At 44.0% G+C, this 18,307-nt stretch carries 15 protein-coding genes; 11 read left to right on the forward strand and 4 right to left on the reverse strand.

All coding sequences use genetic code 11. The annotated features are described in order from the left end of the window. Positions 1 to 99: 99 nt before the first annotated feature. The 7 genes from NLX78_RS24925 (at position 100) to NLX78_RS24955 (ending at position 7,963) form a co-directional block, all read left to right on the forward strand. Positions 100 to 1,206: a TolC family protein gene (locus NLX78_RS24925; RefSeq protein WP_254351814.1), complete on the forward strand. Its 1,107-nt coding sequence runs from the start codon at positions 100 to 102 to the stop codon at positions 1,204 to 1,206. A gap of 35 nt (positions 1,207 to 1,241) precedes the next feature. Beyond that, positions 1,242 to 2,714, forward strand: coding sequence for an efflux RND transporter periplasmic adaptor subunit (locus NLX78_RS24930; protein ID WP_254351815.1), 1,473 nt, complete (start codon positions 1,242 to 1,244; stop codon positions 2,712 to 2,714). Next, the gene (locus tag NLX78_RS24935) at positions 2,711 to 3,448 is read left to right on the forward strand and encodes an ABC transporter ATP-binding protein (RefSeq protein ID WP_061830961.1); all 738 of its coding nucleotides are present in this window, start codon (positions 2,711 to 2,713) and stop codon (positions 3,446 to 3,448) included. The genes NLX78_RS24930 and NLX78_RS24935 overlap by 4 nt, the downstream gene beginning before the upstream one ends. Continuing rightward, on the forward strand, positions 3,445 to 4,659 hold the full coding sequence (locus NLX78_RS24940) for an ABC transporter permease (RefSeq protein ID WP_254351816.1): 1,215 nt from the start codon (positions 3,445 to 3,447) through the stop codon (positions 4,657 to 4,659). The genes NLX78_RS24935 and NLX78_RS24940 overlap by 4 nt, the downstream gene beginning before the upstream one ends. Before the next feature lie 67 nt (positions 4,660 to 4,726). Beyond that, positions 4,727 to 5,668, forward strand: a complete 942-nt coding sequence (locus NLX78_RS24945; protein ID WP_254351817.1) for a polysaccharide deacetylase family protein — start codon at positions 4,727 to 4,729, stop codon at positions 5,666 to 5,668. A 40-nt stretch (positions 5,669 to 5,708) separates the two neighbouring features. Beyond that, complete coding sequence (locus NLX78_RS24950; protein WP_069291923.1) at positions 5,709 to 6,185, forward strand: RNA polymerase sigma factor; 477 nt, start codon at positions 5,709 to 5,711, stop codon at positions 6,183 to 6,185. A gap of 176 nt (positions 6,186 to 6,361) precedes the next feature. Further along, a complete protein-coding gene (locus tag NLX78_RS24955; RefSeq protein WP_254351818.1) occupies positions 6,362 to 7,963 on the forward strand; it encodes an alpha-amylase family glycosyl hydrolase in 1,602 nt (533 codons plus the stop codon). A 241-nt stretch (positions 7,964 to 8,204) separates the two neighbouring features. Here NLX78_RS24955 and NLX78_RS24960 read toward each other — a convergent pair whose 3' ends face one another. The 4 genes from NLX78_RS24960 to NLX78_RS24975 form a co-directional block, all read right to left on the reverse strand. Then, on the reverse strand, positions 8,205 to 8,957 hold the full coding sequence (locus tag NLX78_RS24960) for an HAD family hydrolase (RefSeq protein WP_254351819.1): 753 nt from the start codon (positions 8,955 to 8,957) through the stop codon (positions 8,205 to 8,207). Positions 8,958 to 8,987: 30 nt separating this feature from the next. Further along, positions 8,988 to 10,037, reverse strand: a complete 1,050-nt coding sequence (gutB1, locus tag NLX78_RS24965) for a 2-amino-2-deoxy-D-mannitol dehydrogenase GutB1 (protein WP_069291925.1) — start codon at positions 10,035 to 10,037, stop codon at positions 8,988 to 8,990. A gap of 34 nt (positions 10,038 to 10,071) precedes the next feature. Then, a complete protein-coding gene (locus NLX78_RS24970) occupies positions 10,072 to 11,313 on the reverse strand; it encodes an aspartate aminotransferase family protein (protein WP_254351820.1) in 1,242 nt (413 codons plus the stop codon). Between the two features lie 113 nt (positions 11,314 to 11,426). After that, the gene (locus tag NLX78_RS24975; protein ID WP_250268311.1) at positions 11,427 to 12,635 is read right to left on the reverse strand and encodes an MFS transporter; all 1,209 of its coding nucleotides are present in this window, start codon (positions 12,633 to 12,635) and stop codon (positions 11,427 to 11,429) included. Between the two features lie 429 nt (positions 12,636 to 13,064). Here NLX78_RS24975 and NLX78_RS24980 point away from each other — a divergent pair, with 429 nt between their 5' ends. The 4 genes from NLX78_RS24980 to NLX78_RS24995 all read left to right on the forward strand — a co-directional run bounded on the left by NLX78_RS24980 (position 13,065) and on the right by NLX78_RS24995 (position 18,168). After that, complete coding sequence (locus NLX78_RS24980) at positions 13,065 to 13,973, forward strand: AraC family transcriptional regulator (RefSeq protein WP_250261374.1); 909 nt, start codon at positions 13,065 to 13,067, stop codon at positions 13,971 to 13,973. Between the two features lie 118 nt (positions 13,974 to 14,091). Next, positions 14,092 to 15,156, forward strand: coding sequence for a Gfo/Idh/MocA family protein (locus NLX78_RS24985; protein ID WP_069291929.1), 1,065 nt, complete (start codon positions 14,092 to 14,094; stop codon positions 15,154 to 15,156). A gap of 1,051 nt (positions 15,157 to 16,207) precedes the next feature. Beyond that, positions 16,208 to 17,236, forward strand: a complete 1,029-nt coding sequence (locus NLX78_RS24990) for a helix-turn-helix transcriptional regulator (protein WP_254351821.1) — start codon at positions 16,208 to 16,210, stop codon at positions 17,234 to 17,236. A 137-nt stretch (positions 17,237 to 17,373) separates the two neighbouring features. Continuing rightward, the gene (locus NLX78_RS24995; RefSeq protein WP_061830939.1) at positions 17,374 to 18,168 is read left to right on the forward strand and encodes an SDR family NAD(P)-dependent oxidoreductase; all 795 of its coding nucleotides are present in this window, start codon (positions 17,374 to 17,376) and stop codon (positions 18,166 to 18,168) included. The last annotated feature ends 139 nt before the right edge of the window (positions 18,169 to 18,307 follow it).

An 18,307-nucleotide genomic window follows, 5' to 3' on the forward strand; every position in this document is an offset into this window, starting at 1 on the left:
GGGGAGTCATACAAAGAAATTGTAGTGTAGAGTAAGAATTGAAATTCATATAACAACGTATTTATTAGACTTAATAAACTTAGAAAGAGGGGGATATCTATGAAAAAAAGTGTGTTTATTTTATTGTTGTTGGCCTTATCAACCAGTTCTTTTTCAGGGTCCTTTGTTCAAGCAGAGGGGCAGCAATTGGTTTCCAATGCAAGTGTGAAACTAACATTGAGTCAAGCCCAGCAATGGGCACGGACTAATAGCTTTAGTTTGAAAGAAGCCCAGCAAACGATAGATCGTAACCGGATTAACCTAAAAAATGCAGGTAAGAATCTGGATTTCATTCCAGCAGGTGCAGGCAACGGTGAAGAGGACGCGGCTAGTAGTTCTGCTTGGAAGGGGTATGCCTCATCGACGGTTTCTTATTTGGAATCCAAGAAGCAAATCGAACTTGCTCAAGATCAGACAGACTACACCACAATGAAGGACTATTACGACGTACTTTTGGCTGACAACAAAGTGAAGAGTAGTGAGGATGCACTTTCGCTTGCGTTATTGGAAGAAAAAGCTGCTGAGGCGAAAGCCAACCGTGGGAAAATTTCTCCAAGTGAACAAAGCACCATTATTCAGACTCGTTTAGAAGCAGAAAAGAATGTAGAGATTGCAAAATCTGCGCTGCAAAAAGCGTTAGAGGTGCTAAACACCCAAATGGGGCAGCCGCAAGGTACGGTATATGAACTGGTTGATCGACCCGCTTACCGGAAAATGGATAACACGAATTTGGATACGCTTGTGACGCGTGCAATCTCGGCGAGTCCTTCGGTATGGAGACAGGAGGAGGCTGTCAAGCTGGCAAAAATGGAAGTTAAATATTACACATGGAACTCGGGAACGGACGATTATGAAATTAAACAGATTGATGTAGACTCAGCGGAAGGCGGACTCAAAAATACCAAGGATCAATTGGCAGAATCACTAAAGAGTATCTACTTTAACTTACAGCAAAATGATGAACAATACGAACAAATGCAAAGTAATTTACAGAACGCTATTAAAGTGTTGGACATATCTCGTAAAAAAAGGGAACGTGGATTTGCCACAGGTACGGTGGTCGCCACGAATCAGTTAAAAGTGAAGCAAATTGAACGGAATAAGGATGAACTCATTATTCAAATGACAATGCTGCAACATGCTTTAAACAAACCGTGGAGCGTATAGGTTTTAGAAAAAATACATTTTAAGGGGATATAACATTGTCGGAAACAGAAAAGAAAGATGCATTGCAAGTGTTAAGAAGGAAAAAAAGATTGAAAGGGATCATAGGTATTCTTGTCTTGATTATTATAGCGGGAATTGGCGGTACTGTTTATATGAATAGAAGTCAGGAAAAGCCCGTGGAGGATCCTGCGAACCAGATCGTACAGGTACAGAAAACAAACATGACCGAATCGCTTAAAGTAACTGGAACCGTTCAGGCTTCTAAGGAAGTTAATATCAATTTTACAAATGTCGAGGGTGCCAAGCTCATTGCTGTCAATGTCAAAGCAGGAGATAGTGTCAAAGCGGGTCAGGTGTTGGCTCGTTTGGATGATTCGGATTCCAAGTTACAAATTAAAAATGCTGAATCCAATGTAGCGATTGCCCGAGCCAAGGTGGAGGAAGCCAAGCGTGGACCAAAGCCTAGTGATATTGAGCTCCAGAAGGCAAATGTCCTAAAGGCTCAGATGGCCATTAAAACAGCCAAGGATTCCATGGAGCTGGAAGAAGTCGCTGCACAAAAAGTGGCGGCCAAGATGATTTTGGATAAAGCCCAGAAGGATTATGATGACCAGACTTATCTAGTCCAGAATGATGCAGCTGCAGAAAGTGACCTGGCGACGGCCAAGCAAAACCTGGATAAGGCAAAATTGGATATGAATAATGTTGAACTTCAATACAAGAAGGCAAGGAATCGACAAGTTCAGGCGATTGAGGATGCGGAAATGGGCTATAAAACAGCTTTAATACAATTAAAGGCAGCACAGTCCCCGCCTGATGCCTCCAATATTCAATCCGCACAGGCTTCTTTACAACAGGCTGAAACGGAATTGGAACAGAAGAAAAGTGTTCTGAACAAATTACAGGTTACGGCACCGTGGGATGGAATTATTTTGAAGGTTAATGGCGATGTGGGTACCAGTCCTACAGCACCTTTCATTGTTATGAACAACTCCAATACAGGCGTTATGAAGGTTAGTGCCAAGGTTAACGAAAGTGACATTGCTAAAATGAGGACTGGGCTCCAGGCTACGTTACACACGAATTCATTCCCGGACAAACAATTTAAAGGCGAAGTCCTCTTTGTTTCTCCAGAGCCGGTTACGGAATCCAATGTGACTACATACAAAATTGAATTGTCTTTGGATAGTCAAAAGATAAGACTACAACCAGGGATGAACATGGATGTATCACTCCTCTTGGCTGAACATAAAGATGCGTTGTCTGTTCCATTGTTCGCATTGAGATCCGAAGGTGGAGTGGATGGAGTATATGTAGCGAAGAATCCGGCTAACCCTGCAGATTATGAATTCAGACCAGTGAAGCTGGGGGTCTATACAGCGGATCAGGCCGAAATCAAGTCTGGTGTCAAGGAAGGCGAAACCATTGTTATTCCGCCCCAGGGTGGTAGTGCTGGTCCAAATGGCAGTCAAGAGGGTCAAGACCCTGATGGAGGTCAGGCACAATGAACGAAGTTCGTTTGAATAAAAGCGTTATTGAAATTAAAGAACTTAAAAAAATATATGAGGTGGGCGGTCAGGAGATTCAAGCTCTGCGTGGTGTTGATTTATCTATTAGCGAAGGTGAGTTTGTTGCCATAATGGGTCCCTCTGGTTCGGGTAAGTCCACTATGATGAATGTCATTGGTTGCCTCGATCATCCTGATACGGGGAAGTATTATTTGGATGGGTATTCCATTTTGGATGCTCGTGAGAACGAGCTTTCCGAGATTCGAAATCAGAAACTGGGTTTTGTGTTTCAGAAATTTTATCTACTTCCCCGAACTACAGCATTAGCTAATGTAGAGCTACCTATGATGTATGCAGGTATACCTGCCAAGGAACGCCGGGAACGAGCTGTGGAGGCGCTTCGAAGTGTAGGGCTTGCAGAACGGATGTACAACAAGCCTAATGAGCTATCTGGTGGTCAGCAGCAACGTGTCTCCATCGCGCGTGCGTTGGTGAATAATCCTGTTATTCTGCTGGCGGATGAGCCAACGGGGGCACTAGATACAAAGACGAGTGTCGAGATTATGGAGCTGTTTCAAGGTTTGAATGAACAGGGGAAAACCATTGTCTTAGTTACTCATGAGCTGGAAATTGCCGAATATGCCAAGCGCCTGATCAGCTTTCGTGATGGGAATATTGAGCGGGATGAGAGCATTATGAATAGAAGAATTTCATCAAGGATGGCAAGCCTATGAATTTAATGGAAACGATCCGTGTATCAATTAACAGTTTAACAACCAATAAGCTACGCTCCTTTTTAACAATACTCGGTATTATTATCGGGGTGGCAGCGGTTATTGCCATTATGGCGATTGGAAACGGCTCTACAACCCGCATAAAGGCGGAAATTAATAAATTAGGGAATAACGTATTGATGGTTGCGCCAGCTATGACAATGGTCGATGGTGAAATAGATTATGACAACACTCCATCGTTTACTTGGGCTGATGTCGAGGCGTTGGAACAAAAGAATTCCATAGATGCATTGATGCCAAATATAACGAGCAATTCAAAAGCTACGTGGGGGCGATATAACTATAACGCCACTATTGTAGGGACTTCCGCTTCATTCTATAAAGTCAAAAAGTTTTCCTTTGCCGAGGGCAGAACATTTACCAACGATGAGATGGATAAACGCATGAATGTCGCCATTCTTGAAAGTCAGGCGGTTCAACGTCTTTTTGGTGGAGATACCCAAAATGTATTGGGACGAACGTTTCAAATTAAACAGGTCCCTTTCAAGGTAATTGGAGTATTAAATACTCAGCCAGTAACGAAATTAAGCTACAGCACTAATGAACAAATTTACATCCCTGCTACAACCATAATGAACCGTCTGGGTGAGAAGAACATTACAGGATTGGACGTATCCGCCAAGTCACCAGCTTTGATGGATCAGGCTCGTTCAGACATATTGGAAAGCTTGCGTTTAACGCACCAGCTAAAACCCTCGGAACCGGATCAATTTCAAATTATGAGTCTGTCAGAAGCAGCAGGTGCTGCTTCAGGTGTAGATAATATCATGACCAGCTTGCTAGGAGGTGTAGCCGCGATATCGCTCGTGGTAGGGGGAATCGGAATTATGAATATTATGATGGTGTCGGTTATAGAGCGTACAAGAGAAATCGGTATTCGAAAAGCTATTGGCGCCAAGCCGAGAGATATTATGATTCAATTCCTATCTGAAGCGGTCATCTTTGGTCTATTAGGAGGTACAATCGGGGTTGTAACAGGCATAGGGGCATCCAAAATACTTGAGGCAACTGCACATATGACCATTGAATTTACGATCTCGCCTATCATATATTCGTTTCTTAGCTCTGCGGGCACAGGCATCCTATTTGGAGTATACCCGGCTTATAAAGCAGCAAGTTTGAAGCCTATAGATGCATTGAGATACGAATAATTGTATTGGCACATGGTCACAAAATGAAAGCCGTCAATAGCTTCTAGATTTTGGAGGAACATAAACTATGGAGAAAAGCTATACGCATAATAGAACGAGAGCTCATCGGATAAAGAGAAATAGAAGAAGGCTTCTGTTTATTATTATCATATGTATTGTTTTAATTATTATAAAACTCTTTGACATATTTAGTAGTAAACCACAGCCAGTAAAAACAATTGAATTTATAGAAAAAATAGAGTCAGTGTCAACCGACAAACTAAATAACGAATCCAAAGGGAGCAAATCCCCTCTAAAAAATGTTTCGGGTGTTGAAGATGCAGCATTTATTGAGAAGTACTTGAATCAGCAAATGCAAGGGCATCGGCCTCAGGGGATAGACGGTAAAAAAGTAGTCTATTTATCTTTTGATGATGGTCCATCGGTTACCGTAACGCCTAAAATATTAGATATTCTTAAAGAAGAAAATGTGAAAGCAACGTTTTTTGTGGTAGGAAAAGCAGTGGAAGAAAATGAAGTGACTAAAAAAATAACCAAAAGATTGGTTAAGGAAGGACATGCTATCGGAAATCACACCTACTCACATGACTACAGTTATTTGTATCCTAATCAGACTGTGAATTCGAGTATTTTTATGAATGATATTGAAAAAACAAATCAAGTTTTAAAACAAATATTGGGACAGAATTTTTCCACAAGAGTGATTCGATTTCCAGGCGGTCATATGACATGGCAGAGAAATGATCCCGATGGTATGGAAGTACTGGACAATGCTCTACAAGATAAGGATTATCATCAGATTGACTGGAATGTGTTACCTAAAGATGCAGAAGGTGCACCTAAGAACGCTGAACAATTAATTCGCGAATTCATAAGGAACATGGGGACTAGAGAAAAAGCAGTGGTACTCATGCATGACACTTATGGGAAGGAAGAAACAGCCAAAGCCTTGCCTGAAATCATAAGATATTTAAAAAAGCAGGGATATGAATTTAAGACAATAAAGTGACTTGCCGATTCCAAACAAAACAGAAGGGACAAGCAATAATATGGATATTAAAGGTGTGGAGGATCTATATTTATCTTGCAAATCAGATCTCTTTGGATATCTATTGAGGATATTGCATAACAAACAGGATGCCGAAGATTTGTTGCATGAGTGCTTTATTCGGTTTATAAGAGCTTCACCTGACTTGCCTCAAGATCGTATTCGATTTTATCTTCTGAGAATTGCCAAAAATTTAGCTATAGATTTAATAAGAAAACGAAAAAAGATGGATGAATACAACTTACGTAAGGAGCTGCTCTACTATCACTGGGATACCGTCGATTTTGAAATTCAGGAGGAGGTCAATCGAATTCTTTTGATGGCAAGTAATACCGAGCAAAGGACGGTACTTGAATTGCGTGTAGTCCGAGGATACTCCATAAAAGAAACGGCTAGAATCTTAAACAAGAGTGAAAATTCGGTAAAGTCTTCGCTGCACAGAGCTTCAAAACGCATTAAATTAAGATATATTTCCTGAACTGATTTGGATGAAAAACGGAGTAGACATAGAGTCTGCTCTTTTTTGCTTGATACAGAGATATAACAATAAGATCGATATTTTCCACCATAATAGATAATAAATATCCCCTTTTTTTGGATTGTTTCTATTTATAATGAAAGCGCACCCATAACAATCAAAGGAGCTGATTTGTTTTGACACGTAACAAACGCTTAAGAAGATTGTCCACCGCCATGTTAACGGTGCCTATGCTCACGATGTTCGCTTCAGGTGCAATGGCAGAGCAGGAATTGAACAGACATAAGCCTCCGGTTTCTACTGGAAGCGGCGTATTTTATGAAATTTATATCAATTCTTTTTATGATTCGAATGGAGACGGACACGGTGATTTGAAAGGAATCACACAAAAACTTGATTACTTAAACGATGGCAAACCCCATTCGGGTAAGGATTTGCAGGTCAGCGGCCTCTGGCTTATGCCCCTAAATCCATCTCCAAGCTACCATAAATATGATGTAACTGATTACTATCAGGTGGACCCGCAGTATGGGAGTCTAAATGATTTTCGCACCTTGATGAAAGAAGCGGACCGAAAGGGCGTCAAGGTGATCATGGACCTTGTTATCAATCATTCGAGCAGCGAGCACCCATGGTTTAAGGAGGCCAGTGCCAACCCACAAAGCAAATACCACAACTATTACGTATGGGCGGATGAGAACACGGATCTGGAAGAAAAGGGATCGTGGGGTCAGCAGGTATGGCATAAGAATCCGAACGGCGAAGGATATTTCTACGGTACATTCTGGTCGGGCATGCCGGATCTGAACTTTGACAATCCCGAAGTCCGCAAAGAAATGATCAAAGTAGGCAAGTATTGGCTGCAGCAGGGTGCAGACGGGTTCCGGCTTGACGCGGCGATGCATATTTTTAGAGGACAGACGAAGGATGGTGCGGATAAGAACATCGCCTGGTGGAATGAATTCCGTTCCGAGATGGAGAAGGTGAATCCAAATGTATATCTGGCAGGAGAGGTATGGGACAAACCGGAGACCATAGCTCCTTATTTCGGACCACTCCACTCCCTATTTAATTTTGACCTGGGTGGAACGATTTTGAACTCCGTGAAAAACGGCCGAGATCAGGGTATCGCGACATTCGCCGAGAAAACGCTGCAACTGTACAAATCGTATAATAAGGCAGCACTCGATGCTCCGTTCTTGAGCAACCATGACCAGACCCGTGTCATGAGCGAACTGGGCGGGGATGTGCGAAAAGCCAAGCTGGCCGCTTCCATTCTTTTGACGCTTCCGGGTCAGCCTTTCCTGTATTACGGGGAAGAAATCGGCATGAAGGGAGAGAAGCCTGATGAGTATCTTCGTGAGCCTATGCGCTGGTACAAGGGAGATGGCCCTGGTCAAACGACGTGGGAGAAACCCAAATACAACACAGGCGAGGTATCGGTGGAAGCGCAGCTGAGGGACGATGATTCCTTACTGGAGAGCTATCGCACACTCATCCGTCTGAGGGAAGAACATGAAGCTTTACGTAGCGACAGTCTGCAACCTATACAAGCAGGTTCTGCCAGCGTGACCGCGTTTAAACGTACTTCAGGCAAAGAAACAATGTATGTATATCATAACCTGTCTGGAGAGTCGGTTACCTTGCAGATAAAAGATTTCGATAAGGGTAAATGGAAAGTGATCTTTTCCACCTCAAAGGATGTAAAGGTGAAGAAAGGAACAGTTACAATTCCGGCTTACAGTTCTCTAATTACCAAAGAAGACAGAAAGAGCTGAATATAGGGCAAAATTACCGTTCAGATGAAGCAAGGATATATATCGATGAATCCAGTTTGGGGTGTTAACAGCATCCCATTTTTCTATTTCGATGTAAAGCACGCCCCTTAGAGTACACACAGGGAAGGATAAATGACATTCTCCCGTGTATATTCCAAGGGGCATTATTTAATACCCTCAATCATAGTAAAGATCGGACGATTCCATATAATTATAAAGGGGGTATACCTTCCGGTACCTTTCAGCTCTTGCTCTTAGCAAGCAACTGCTCATCGAACGGTAGATTCTCTTTGATCGCCCACAGGTCGTCATAGCTGAGAATCCAGCGATCGGCTCTGGACAGATCCTGTCGGCCGGAGCCGGGGTTGTGAAAGCCGATGCAGTACATTCCTGCACTTTTGGCTGCCTGGACCCCGTTCTGTGAATCCTCAATAACGATGCAATGGGCCGGTGCAATGCCTAGCTGCTCGGCGGCGTATAAGAAGATGTCCGGTGCAGGCTTACCCTGCAATACCTCTTCACCGGTGATTCGAATGTCGAAGTAACGGCCAAGTCCTGTCTTTTCCATAATGAGATCAATTAGCGCCCGTGGAGAGGAAGAGGCCACCGCGACCGGAATCCCTTTCTCTTTCAGCCAGTCCAGCCACCGCTCCAGTCCGTCAATCGCCACAAGGCCCTCGTGCGCAATCATCGTCTGCATCACATTTTTTCGGTGATAGGACAGGGCCTCTTCCACCGTATTGGTGAGCTGATGCCTGTTCAGCACTTGACGCCACATGGATTCGAGTGTCACTCCGACATAGGTATGGTGCTCTTCTTCCGTCATGGACGCACCGAAATGGGCAAAGGAGCTACGTTCGACCTCAAAGTAAATCGGTTCGCTGTCTACTAACACCCCGTCCATGTCGAAAATGACCGCTTTGACCGGAACGGACGCTGATAGGTCTCCTGTGCATTCATTATTGGTCGGTGTAACATGATGGATGCTCGTCATGTCCATTCTCTCCCTTGTTAGTAGCTAAATTTAGTTGCCGGAGCCATTAGATTGCAGTACAATCTTGATCGCCTGAGACGAAGGCTGAAGTGTCCGCTCGCTGATATTGCATCCAAGCGTCTTAAAGGCTTCATGGTAGTCATCAAGCGGATACGAGTGGGTTATGATTTTTTTGGCGGGAATGATTTGTTGCTCAATCAGGTAATGCGCCGTGGAGAACGTGCCCAGAGAATCAATCGAGCCGATGATTTTAAGGCTACGGTCAACTACCTCTTTCGGATTAAACGAACTTATCCCATCTCTCAGCCCCACCAGCATCAAATACCCGCCGCTCGCAAGCTGGCTTAGTACCTCAGTGCCGACCACTCCTGTGGTATCCACAATCATGTCCACCTGATTTTTTAACGGAGCCAGCTCATGAATGGCCGACTCCAGTGTGGCGTGCGCGGACCACCGTTCGGGAGCAATAGAATCCGCTATAGCGAGCCGTTCCTCCGAGATGTCAACAAGGCAACCAGTTATGCCTTTCGAAGCAAGAGCATAACTGTACAGAATCCCGATCGGACCTGCGCCTAAAATAACGGTTGTGAAGTTCGGCAGCAGGTGAATCTGGTTGATTCCGGTCAGCATACAGCTCAGCGGTTCGGTCAGCGTCGCTTCTTCGTAGCTGATATGATCCTTCAGCTTGTACAAAAAACGGTCCTCAGTCACATAATAATCGGTGAACGTACCGTCGGCGCTAACTCCGGTCTCGGTTACGGATTTGTGTGTGCAATGATTCTGTCTTCCTGTCCGGCACATTTCGCATTGGCCGCAGTAGTATGTTGGATCAATCACCACCCGGTCCCCAGGCTGCAGTGAACTGACGGCTGATCCTACAGCGATCACATCCCCCGCTGATTCGTGGCCCAAGATAGTGGACGGAACGGCATGATATTTGCCACTAATGATACCTAGGTCCGTACCGCATACGCCTGTCGCCCGAATTCGGACGAGTACATCGTTATCTTTTTTTATCTCCGGGATAGGTCTTTCCTCAAGTGCGACATCCCAAGCCGATTTGTATACCAGTGCAAGCATGAATAATTCCTCCTTTTGCCTGTTAGGCAGATAGTTAGTGAAGGGTGGTCAGAACAGTGTCAAGCCGCTTGGCAATTTCGACAATCTCATCTTCCGTAGCCGTGAGGGAAGGTCTCACTTTGACCACATTGCCGTAACCGTAACGGGAGCCTCTGAGAATCAGCTGCTGTTCGGCAAAAGCGCGGTCGATAATCGCATTGCTCTTAACTGCGTCTGGGGCATTATCCTCGTCGACAATTTCCAGTCCCCACATCAAGCCGACGCCGCGAGCCTCACCAATGATACAATCGTGCTTGTCGGCCATCTCCGTCAGCAGGGTTCCGAGCAGGCTTCCTTTGGACCGAACGGCTTCCAGAAAACCGGGTTCAGATACAACCTCTAGCGTGGCTTTAGCTGCCGTAACCGAGATTAGATTACTACCTGAGGTGAAGGAGTGCTCGTGCTTCTCGAGGACATTAAGACGAGACTGCATCAATACTGCTGCTACCGGTACACCAATGCCGCCGAGACCCTTGGCGAGAGTAATGATATCTGGCTGGATATCAAACAGTTCACTTGCAAACATATAGCCTGTCCGCCCAATCCCGGTCTGCACCTCATCAGCGATTAGGATCAGCCCGTACTCGTTGCACAGCTGACGGAGACGCTTAAAATATCCTGCAGGTGGGATGATATTGCCTCCGTTGCCCAGGATGGGTTCAATAATCATACAGGCCACAGAACCTGAGCTTGCATACTCAATAGCATCCGATATGGCTTCGACGCATTGATAGCCACACTTGTCAGGCGAAGAATTAAACGGGCAGCGATAGCAGTAGGGAGCAGGTACATGAAGGGAATTTGCTGCAGCCGAGTTGGGAAACTTCCTCCGCCGGAAGGCGTTGCCGGATATGCCTGTTGCGAATTGGGTCTGCCCATGATGGGATAGATACAGGCTGATTATATCGAGCGCTCCCGTATATTTCTGGGCTAGCTTCACAGCGCATTCGTTCGCCGTAGAGCCGGTAATATCTCTCATCCATCCCGCGTCAATGCTGTTCGGCGTATACTGGATCAAATGATCCAGGACTTCCTCGACATAGGGCTCGGTAAAGGATGAGGACATGTGGGCAAGATTGGCGACTTGTTCCTGTACTTTGGTGACGACATGAGGGTGATTGTAACCGAGTGAGAGATTGAAGGTGCCAGATACGCCATCTAAATATTCCTTACCTGAATCGTCAATCAGAGTAATGCCTTTTCCGTATCTGAAGCGTTCTTTGGTTAAGGTATGCACGATGTTCCCCTCCATATCAGAATATACATTCTCATTAAGTACATCCTTAAAAAATGTACTGCCCTGCTACTACATAAAGCGGTGGGCCTCACCTCCCCCAAGAATAAAGAATCTCATCCTTCCTTGCCCTGATGGACAAGGGAGTCAACTACCCGTCTGCTCCTGCTATTCCACAGATACGAGAAAATGACTGCCAGCAGCAAAATTAGGCTGAAAGCCGCCAAAATCCAAAGGGTAGCCGTCACCGACCATTCGCTCATGCTCCAGCCTGTTACATATTGAAGCACTGCTCCGCCAATTCCGCCTGACGCAATTAGAATGCTGGTCGTTCTCTCGGTCATTCCCGGAATCAGCACGTTCGCATAGACGAGGGCAATACAGAAGAGACCGGACATGAATAACCCTGCACCAAAAATCAGAAGGTATGTAGCCCACTGACTGGAGACAAACGCCATTGCGACCAGAAAGCAGAAAGTTCCGATTCCGCTCCACAGCAGGAAAGGAATATATCCTGCGGACTCTGCAATCTTCCCTGAGAACATGCGGCCGATGATCATCGCAATCCATAGTATGCTAACACCCAACGAAGCTACGGATTCCCGAATCTGCAGGGTCTCGATCAGAATAGAGGGTAGGAAGTTCATGAGCCCCAGTTCAAGCCCCATGTAAACAAAGAAAAATACAATGAATATTCCCAGTAACACACGGTGCTGTACAGAGTACCGGGCTTGTTCGACCGATCGCTCAGAGGTTTGGAGATCTGCTTGAATAAGATGGGAAGAGGAGGAAGTAGGCATGGTAATCCAGAACAGCCCCAGAATAAACGTCAGAAGGGAGATGGTGTAGAAGGTCAAATACCACATTCCAAGCCAGATATACAGGCTTACCACTGCGGGAATGAGCAGTGCACCAAGTGCAAAATAGACATCCAGCTTGGACATGGCTACGGCTTTCTGCTCTTCGGTGAACTCAATCGTGAACGCTCCGATGGACGACTCAATGATGCCTGAGCCGAAGCCAACCCAGATGGTCATCACGATAACCCAGGTCCATGAGGGGAGTACACCCAAGATGGCATACCCTGCTACGATACTAACCAGGGCAATGGACAGCATAGACTTGCGACCGATGTGTAGAGCCATGAAGGGGGAGAACAGAACACCGACAAGAAATCCGAAAAACTGAAGGAACAACAATAATCCGCCATCGCTGTACCCCAGTCCATAGTAAGGCAGTAGGACCGGCAGTAATGCTCCAAGCACCACACTAGTAATGCCGATTAACAGATAGAAAGCACAACTTAAAGCGAATAGTCTCTTCAAGGTCCGTCCCTCCATAAGTCTATATTTTTTATATGGATTCTGTTGCATTACTAGATTATACCTTTATCTTGGAAATGTATATACGTATTTATATAAAAAATGTAAAAAATAATCGTTCGACAATTTTACACGTAATAAGATCAGCCCAAATTGTTTTCGGGCGCCAAACCGCTCATAATTGAGGCATAACTTTGTGTTTGCAAAATTAGGTTAGTAAGGATACCTAACAGTTGTTTTACTTAATACAACTATGATTGTTAGGGTAGGAAAAAGAATGTTAACCGCTTACAATTCAAAAGAGAGAGGGAATTTTATTCGAAAGTCGAGAAGGAGAAAAATGAAAAGAAAAGAAGGAATGCAGTGCAGCATAATTATCAATAGTCATGTGTACGGCTTTTTTGAACTTTACAACAAAAGGAGTCTACCAAAATGAATTTTTATTTAGAAATCCCGGAGCTTGACCGACATTTTCCTTTCCGGAGTTTTATTAATAAAGGCGACGTGCTTTGCTATCCTCATTGGCATAAAGAAATTGAAATTATTTATGTGACCCAGGGAACCTTGGATCTGGGAATTAACGATATTTCGATACGCATGAAACAAGGTGAAGTTCAGTTTATAAATGGGGGTGATGTTCATTATTTCTTGGCTTCTCCCGACAGCGAACGGGTGGTTATTCAATTTGATCTGAGCTTTTTTCAAGAGGTTTCCACATTAAGTGATCAGAAACGCCCTCTTAGAACTATATTTACGGAGATGGAACAATCAAGCTGGAACTGGCCAGAAGAAACAGCAGCTAAAATGCTTCCTCTGATTCAAAGCATTTATGATGAGAACGTCAACCACCACGAAGGTCATGCCTATATGATCAAAGCGAAGTTGTTTGAGATGTTGACTCTTATTATGCGTGAAGTGCCGAGAAGCATGACGCCAAGGCTTCCTGACATCTCTGAAAGACCCTTAACACAATCAAAGGACACCCTTTATAAACTGGAACGTATTTTTGAATATGTGGAATGCCATTATCATGAAACCATTTCGCTGAAGAATGTCGCTGATTATATGGGGTTCAGTCCCTATTATTTCGCCAGGCTATTTAAGAAGAATACGGGGATGACCTTTGTAGCATTTTTGAATGATTACAGACTGAATAAGGCAAAATGGATTTTGTTGAATGAAAACAATCCGATCACTGAGGTCGCAGAGGCAGCAGGGTTCAGTAGTGTAAAGACGTTTCATCATCTCTTTAAAGAAGCAACAGGAACATCACCATTGAAATACCGCAGGACAATATTCGGGAATAAAACAGCAAGAAATGAGGAGGAAAGCTTTTCATGAGATTTGTATGATAGAGCTATCCGATGAAGTGAAGGGAGAGTTACGCAGGACATTAAGATTTATTGATCTATGAGCAACCACTTGATATGCGGTGGGCTTAAATCAGGAGTGGAGGAAGATGAAAATGGGCAATCGTATATACAATGTAGTCATTATCGGTTATGGAGGCATGGGAAGCTACCATGTTCAATTGATCGAATCTAATCAGCAACTTGCCGTTGGCGGTGTATATGATATTGTCGATTACCGAATGGAACTGGCTGCGGCTGCCGGCTATAAAACCTATGCCAGCCTGGATGCCGTCCTTGCCGATCAGGCCGTGGATATTGTTTTGATAGCAACACCTAATGATGTTCATAAGGAAATCGCGATCCAGGCACTGCAAGCCGGAAAACATGTCATTTGTGAAAAGCCGGTTACGATAACGAGCGCGGATTTATTGGACATTGTTGAGGTGGCGAAGAAGGAAAATCGTGTGTTTACAGTACATCAGAACCGTAGATGGGATGAAGACTTCCGAATTATTAAAGATATAATTGGCAATAAGACCGTGGGTGATCTTTTCCACTTGGAATCGCGAGTTCAGGGGGCTAATGGCATCCCAGGTGACTGGCGGCAACTAAAGGCGTATGGAGGAGGAATGCTACTGGATTGGGGAGTACATCTGTTGGACCAGCTGCTTCAGATTACGGACAGCAAAATAGAAAGCGTAGCTGCTACCCTTAGCTATATTTTGGGGACTGAAGTGGATGACGGCTTTACCAGCTTTATTGAGTTCAAGGACGGTCTGACCGCAGTCATTGAAGTGGGTACAACCAATTACGTAAAGCTGCCGCGCTGGTATATTAAAGGAACTGAAGGAACCGCAATGATTAGAGATTGGGATTTGAGTGGAGAGATCGTCACCCGAAATCCAGATGTCGCTCACGTGGAACCCAAGCCGATTCAAGCAGGTCAAGGATTGACGAAAACGATGGCGCCGCCGTCTGAGGAATCCACCCTTAGGTTCCCGATTGAGAAAATACCTGCTGCTGCGGAAAGCTTTTATGAGAATTTTGTCTCCACCATCGAAGGAAAAGCGGAGATTGCGATCAAAAATGAAGAAGTACACCGTGTATTGGTGCTGATTGAGACGATTTTTGAGGCGGCAGCAACCAAAAGCGTGATTCGAAGAACTATTTAAATCCGCTCTATTTTTCGATCCGTCATAAGAGAGAGATATAGGATCCTGGAGAGAACCAAACAGTATTGATCTAATGAAATTTTGGGATGCATTTAAGTAATCAGTAAACCTTTGAAATGGTGAGCAAAATAATTTTGCCCACCATAAAACCAAGTGGGTATCGCTCCACAACCGAATTCTATTGCTTGATCATTTTTAAGTTGCTGAGATTTCGAATAGGTTTAATTTACACGTAAAGAGAAAAGAAGTTTTTACATAAAATCCGCTATTTCCTCCTTATAAATCAACATATTCTACTCTGAATTCTTCCATAAAAACATAAAATAATCCATGAGAGTGATAGAATAATCATTTGTACGAGAAAAGAGGAAGGGAGAGATCGTCACGGGGATACTTGTATTAACATCTGTAATTGTTGTAACGCCGATCAATGCTGATCAATGCAAAAAACGTTGATGCGGACCCTTCGAACAACCGAGGTGGTGCGAATCATGTTTCAAGCGGCAATGCAGCCAACAGTGATCCAATGAGAGTCACCAGGTGCAACCTACCAAGATTTGATTAATGCTGCACACGATAAAGATATAAAATCATACAGGATGTTGTGTACAACTACTCTAGCCGCTGGGGTGCAAAAGGTTTATTGTACTTGATCTCCCGGATAATCCTGCCTCCGGTAAGATCGGTGAAAACGGGCCTTTCTTGAAGCCTTAATTTTTAAATATAAGAAGCATGAAGGAATGACATTCCTAGGAGTGTCGTGATTTGAGGTTTTAAAAACACACTCATAAACATATGGGTGTGTTTTTTGGTGTTGAGGATGAGTCGTTCATGCCATTAACAGAATTTTATTATGATTAAGTAATTCGCCATATTCCTCTTCATTGATTGAAAGTATCACAGATAACAAGAAGATGTAACATTTTTCGCAGCTTAGTACGTTAATGTAGACACCTTAACGTACTTAAGAGTATTCTTATGTGTACTTAAGAGGGACCCCATCGCAACCAAAACTAATGAATATGCAAGTAGATAAAGGAGGCCCATATATATGAAGTCTCATACCTCTGACCGTATTAAAATCCCGCCAGGATTGTGGGCAGGATTATGTCAGTTAGGGTTTGGCGCCCACGACGTAGCTCGCAAAGCACGATTGCCGATCACCATTAGTACTGAAACAGTAGTCACCACCGCTCAATATTTCGCGATCTGGCAGGCATATTCTGATCTCATTGGTGACACTGCACAAGGAATTATCAAGCTTGCGACCGTCTTTGATACAGCGAAGTACCCACCGACTGTCTTAGCGACTTACCATGCTCGGGACTACCGCGACGCTCTAAACCGAATGGCTCGGTACAAACAACTGTGTCCCCCGGAAAACCTACATATCACTGAGAAGGGCGAGCACTGTACAATTGATCTGGAATGGCTGTCTCCCGAGCAATCTGGTCCGCCGATGCTGGTGGGTATTACGCTGGCTTGTCTTCTGGAGATTGGACGCCGGGGGACAGGTCAACCTTTGACAGCGCAGCTTGTTGAATTTTCGCACTCCATGGGCGATGTACAAGCCCTTGAAGCATACTTCGGCTGTCGCATTCGAATTGGTGCAAAATGTAACCGATTGACGCTACATCGAAGAGATCTGGACCGTCCCTTTGTCTCGTACAACAAAGAGTTGCTGGAAATCCTGACTCCTGCTCTGGACCGATCGTTGCATGAGCAGCAGCGCAGCCGCTCAATTACTGAGATGGTCAAATGGATCATGAAACGTAGCCTTACAGGAGGGCGTCCTGACATTCAGGCTGTGGCGAAGGAGCTCAGTATGAGCGATCGTACCTTGCAGCGCCGGCTTACTGACGAAAATACGAGCTTCAAGTTTCTATTGACACAAGCTAGGCATGAGCAGGCACGAGAGTACTTGGCAGACCCCTCGCTCGATATTAAAGAGGTGGCATTTTTGATTGGATATGAAGACCAGAATTCGTTTTACCGCGCCTTCCGCCAATGGGAGGGTGATACACCTTCAAATTGGCGGACTGAACACTTAGGTACAAACTCGATATCAGGAGCACGTTAGGACTGCCTAATGAGTTTTATTATTTGGCGTGTTAAACAAGAACTTTGGCGCAATATGCTAGTTACTGGACAATCCAGACAAGATAATATAATCACTATCCAGAGCTCAAGACTGTTTTAAAAAAGGAGAAGTGTATTATGGATATGGGATTAAAATATAAAACAGCTTTAGTTACAGGATCAACGAAAGGCATAGGTAAAGCAACTGCCATTGAACTAGCCAAAGAAGGTGTTAATGTACTAATTAATGGACGAAATTATGAAGAGGTAGAACGAACTGTAAATGAAATTAAGTCAAATTTCCCAGCTACCTCCCCTCAAAATGCGACAGCCGATATTGTGGATATTGGACAAAGAGAAGCTTTATTTGAAAAATACCCTAGTATTGATATTTTAGTTAACAATACGGGCATTTATGAAATTATGCAATATGAGGACGTAGACGATGAAGTATGGGAAAAATACTTCCGTACTAACGTTCTTGCTGCAAATGGATTGTCAAAATTTTATTTACCTAAAATGTTGAAAAATGATTATGGCCGCATTATTTTTATTGCGAGTGAAGAAGCAATTATGCCTTCAGGACAAATGCCGCAGTATTGTATGACAAAATCTATGTTGTTATCATTGTCAAAAAGCTTATCTAAATTAACAATAGGGACAGAAGTTACAGTCAATACGATCATGCCAGGACCAACACTCTCTGAGAATGTGCACCAAATCATTGAGAGTATGTATCCTCATGAAGATATGACTTTTTCAGAAAAAGAGAAAGATTTTATGGTTACAAACCTGCCTCAATCTGAAATACAGCGATTTATCAAGCCTATTGAAATAGGTAGACTAGCTACATTTGTATGTAGTCCTTATGCATCTGCATTTAAAGGTTCGCCAATCCGTATGGATGGAGGAATGGTACCGACTATTTTTTAACGCTTGTGGAGAAGCTTGCTGAAATTAGCGCTTAAGCAGGTGATATGAGGGTAGGAATGACGTATGTTCATTCCTGCCCTTTTCTAATTTTTAGCAAAGGGGGATAGAAGGGAATTACTCCAATTTGGTCAAATACAAC

It is taken from the genome of Paenibacillus sp. Lou8.1 (genome assembly GCF_024213565.1).
Lineage (GTDB): Bacteria > Bacillota > Bacilli > Paenibacillales > Paenibacillaceae > Paenibacillus > Paenibacillus polymyxa_B.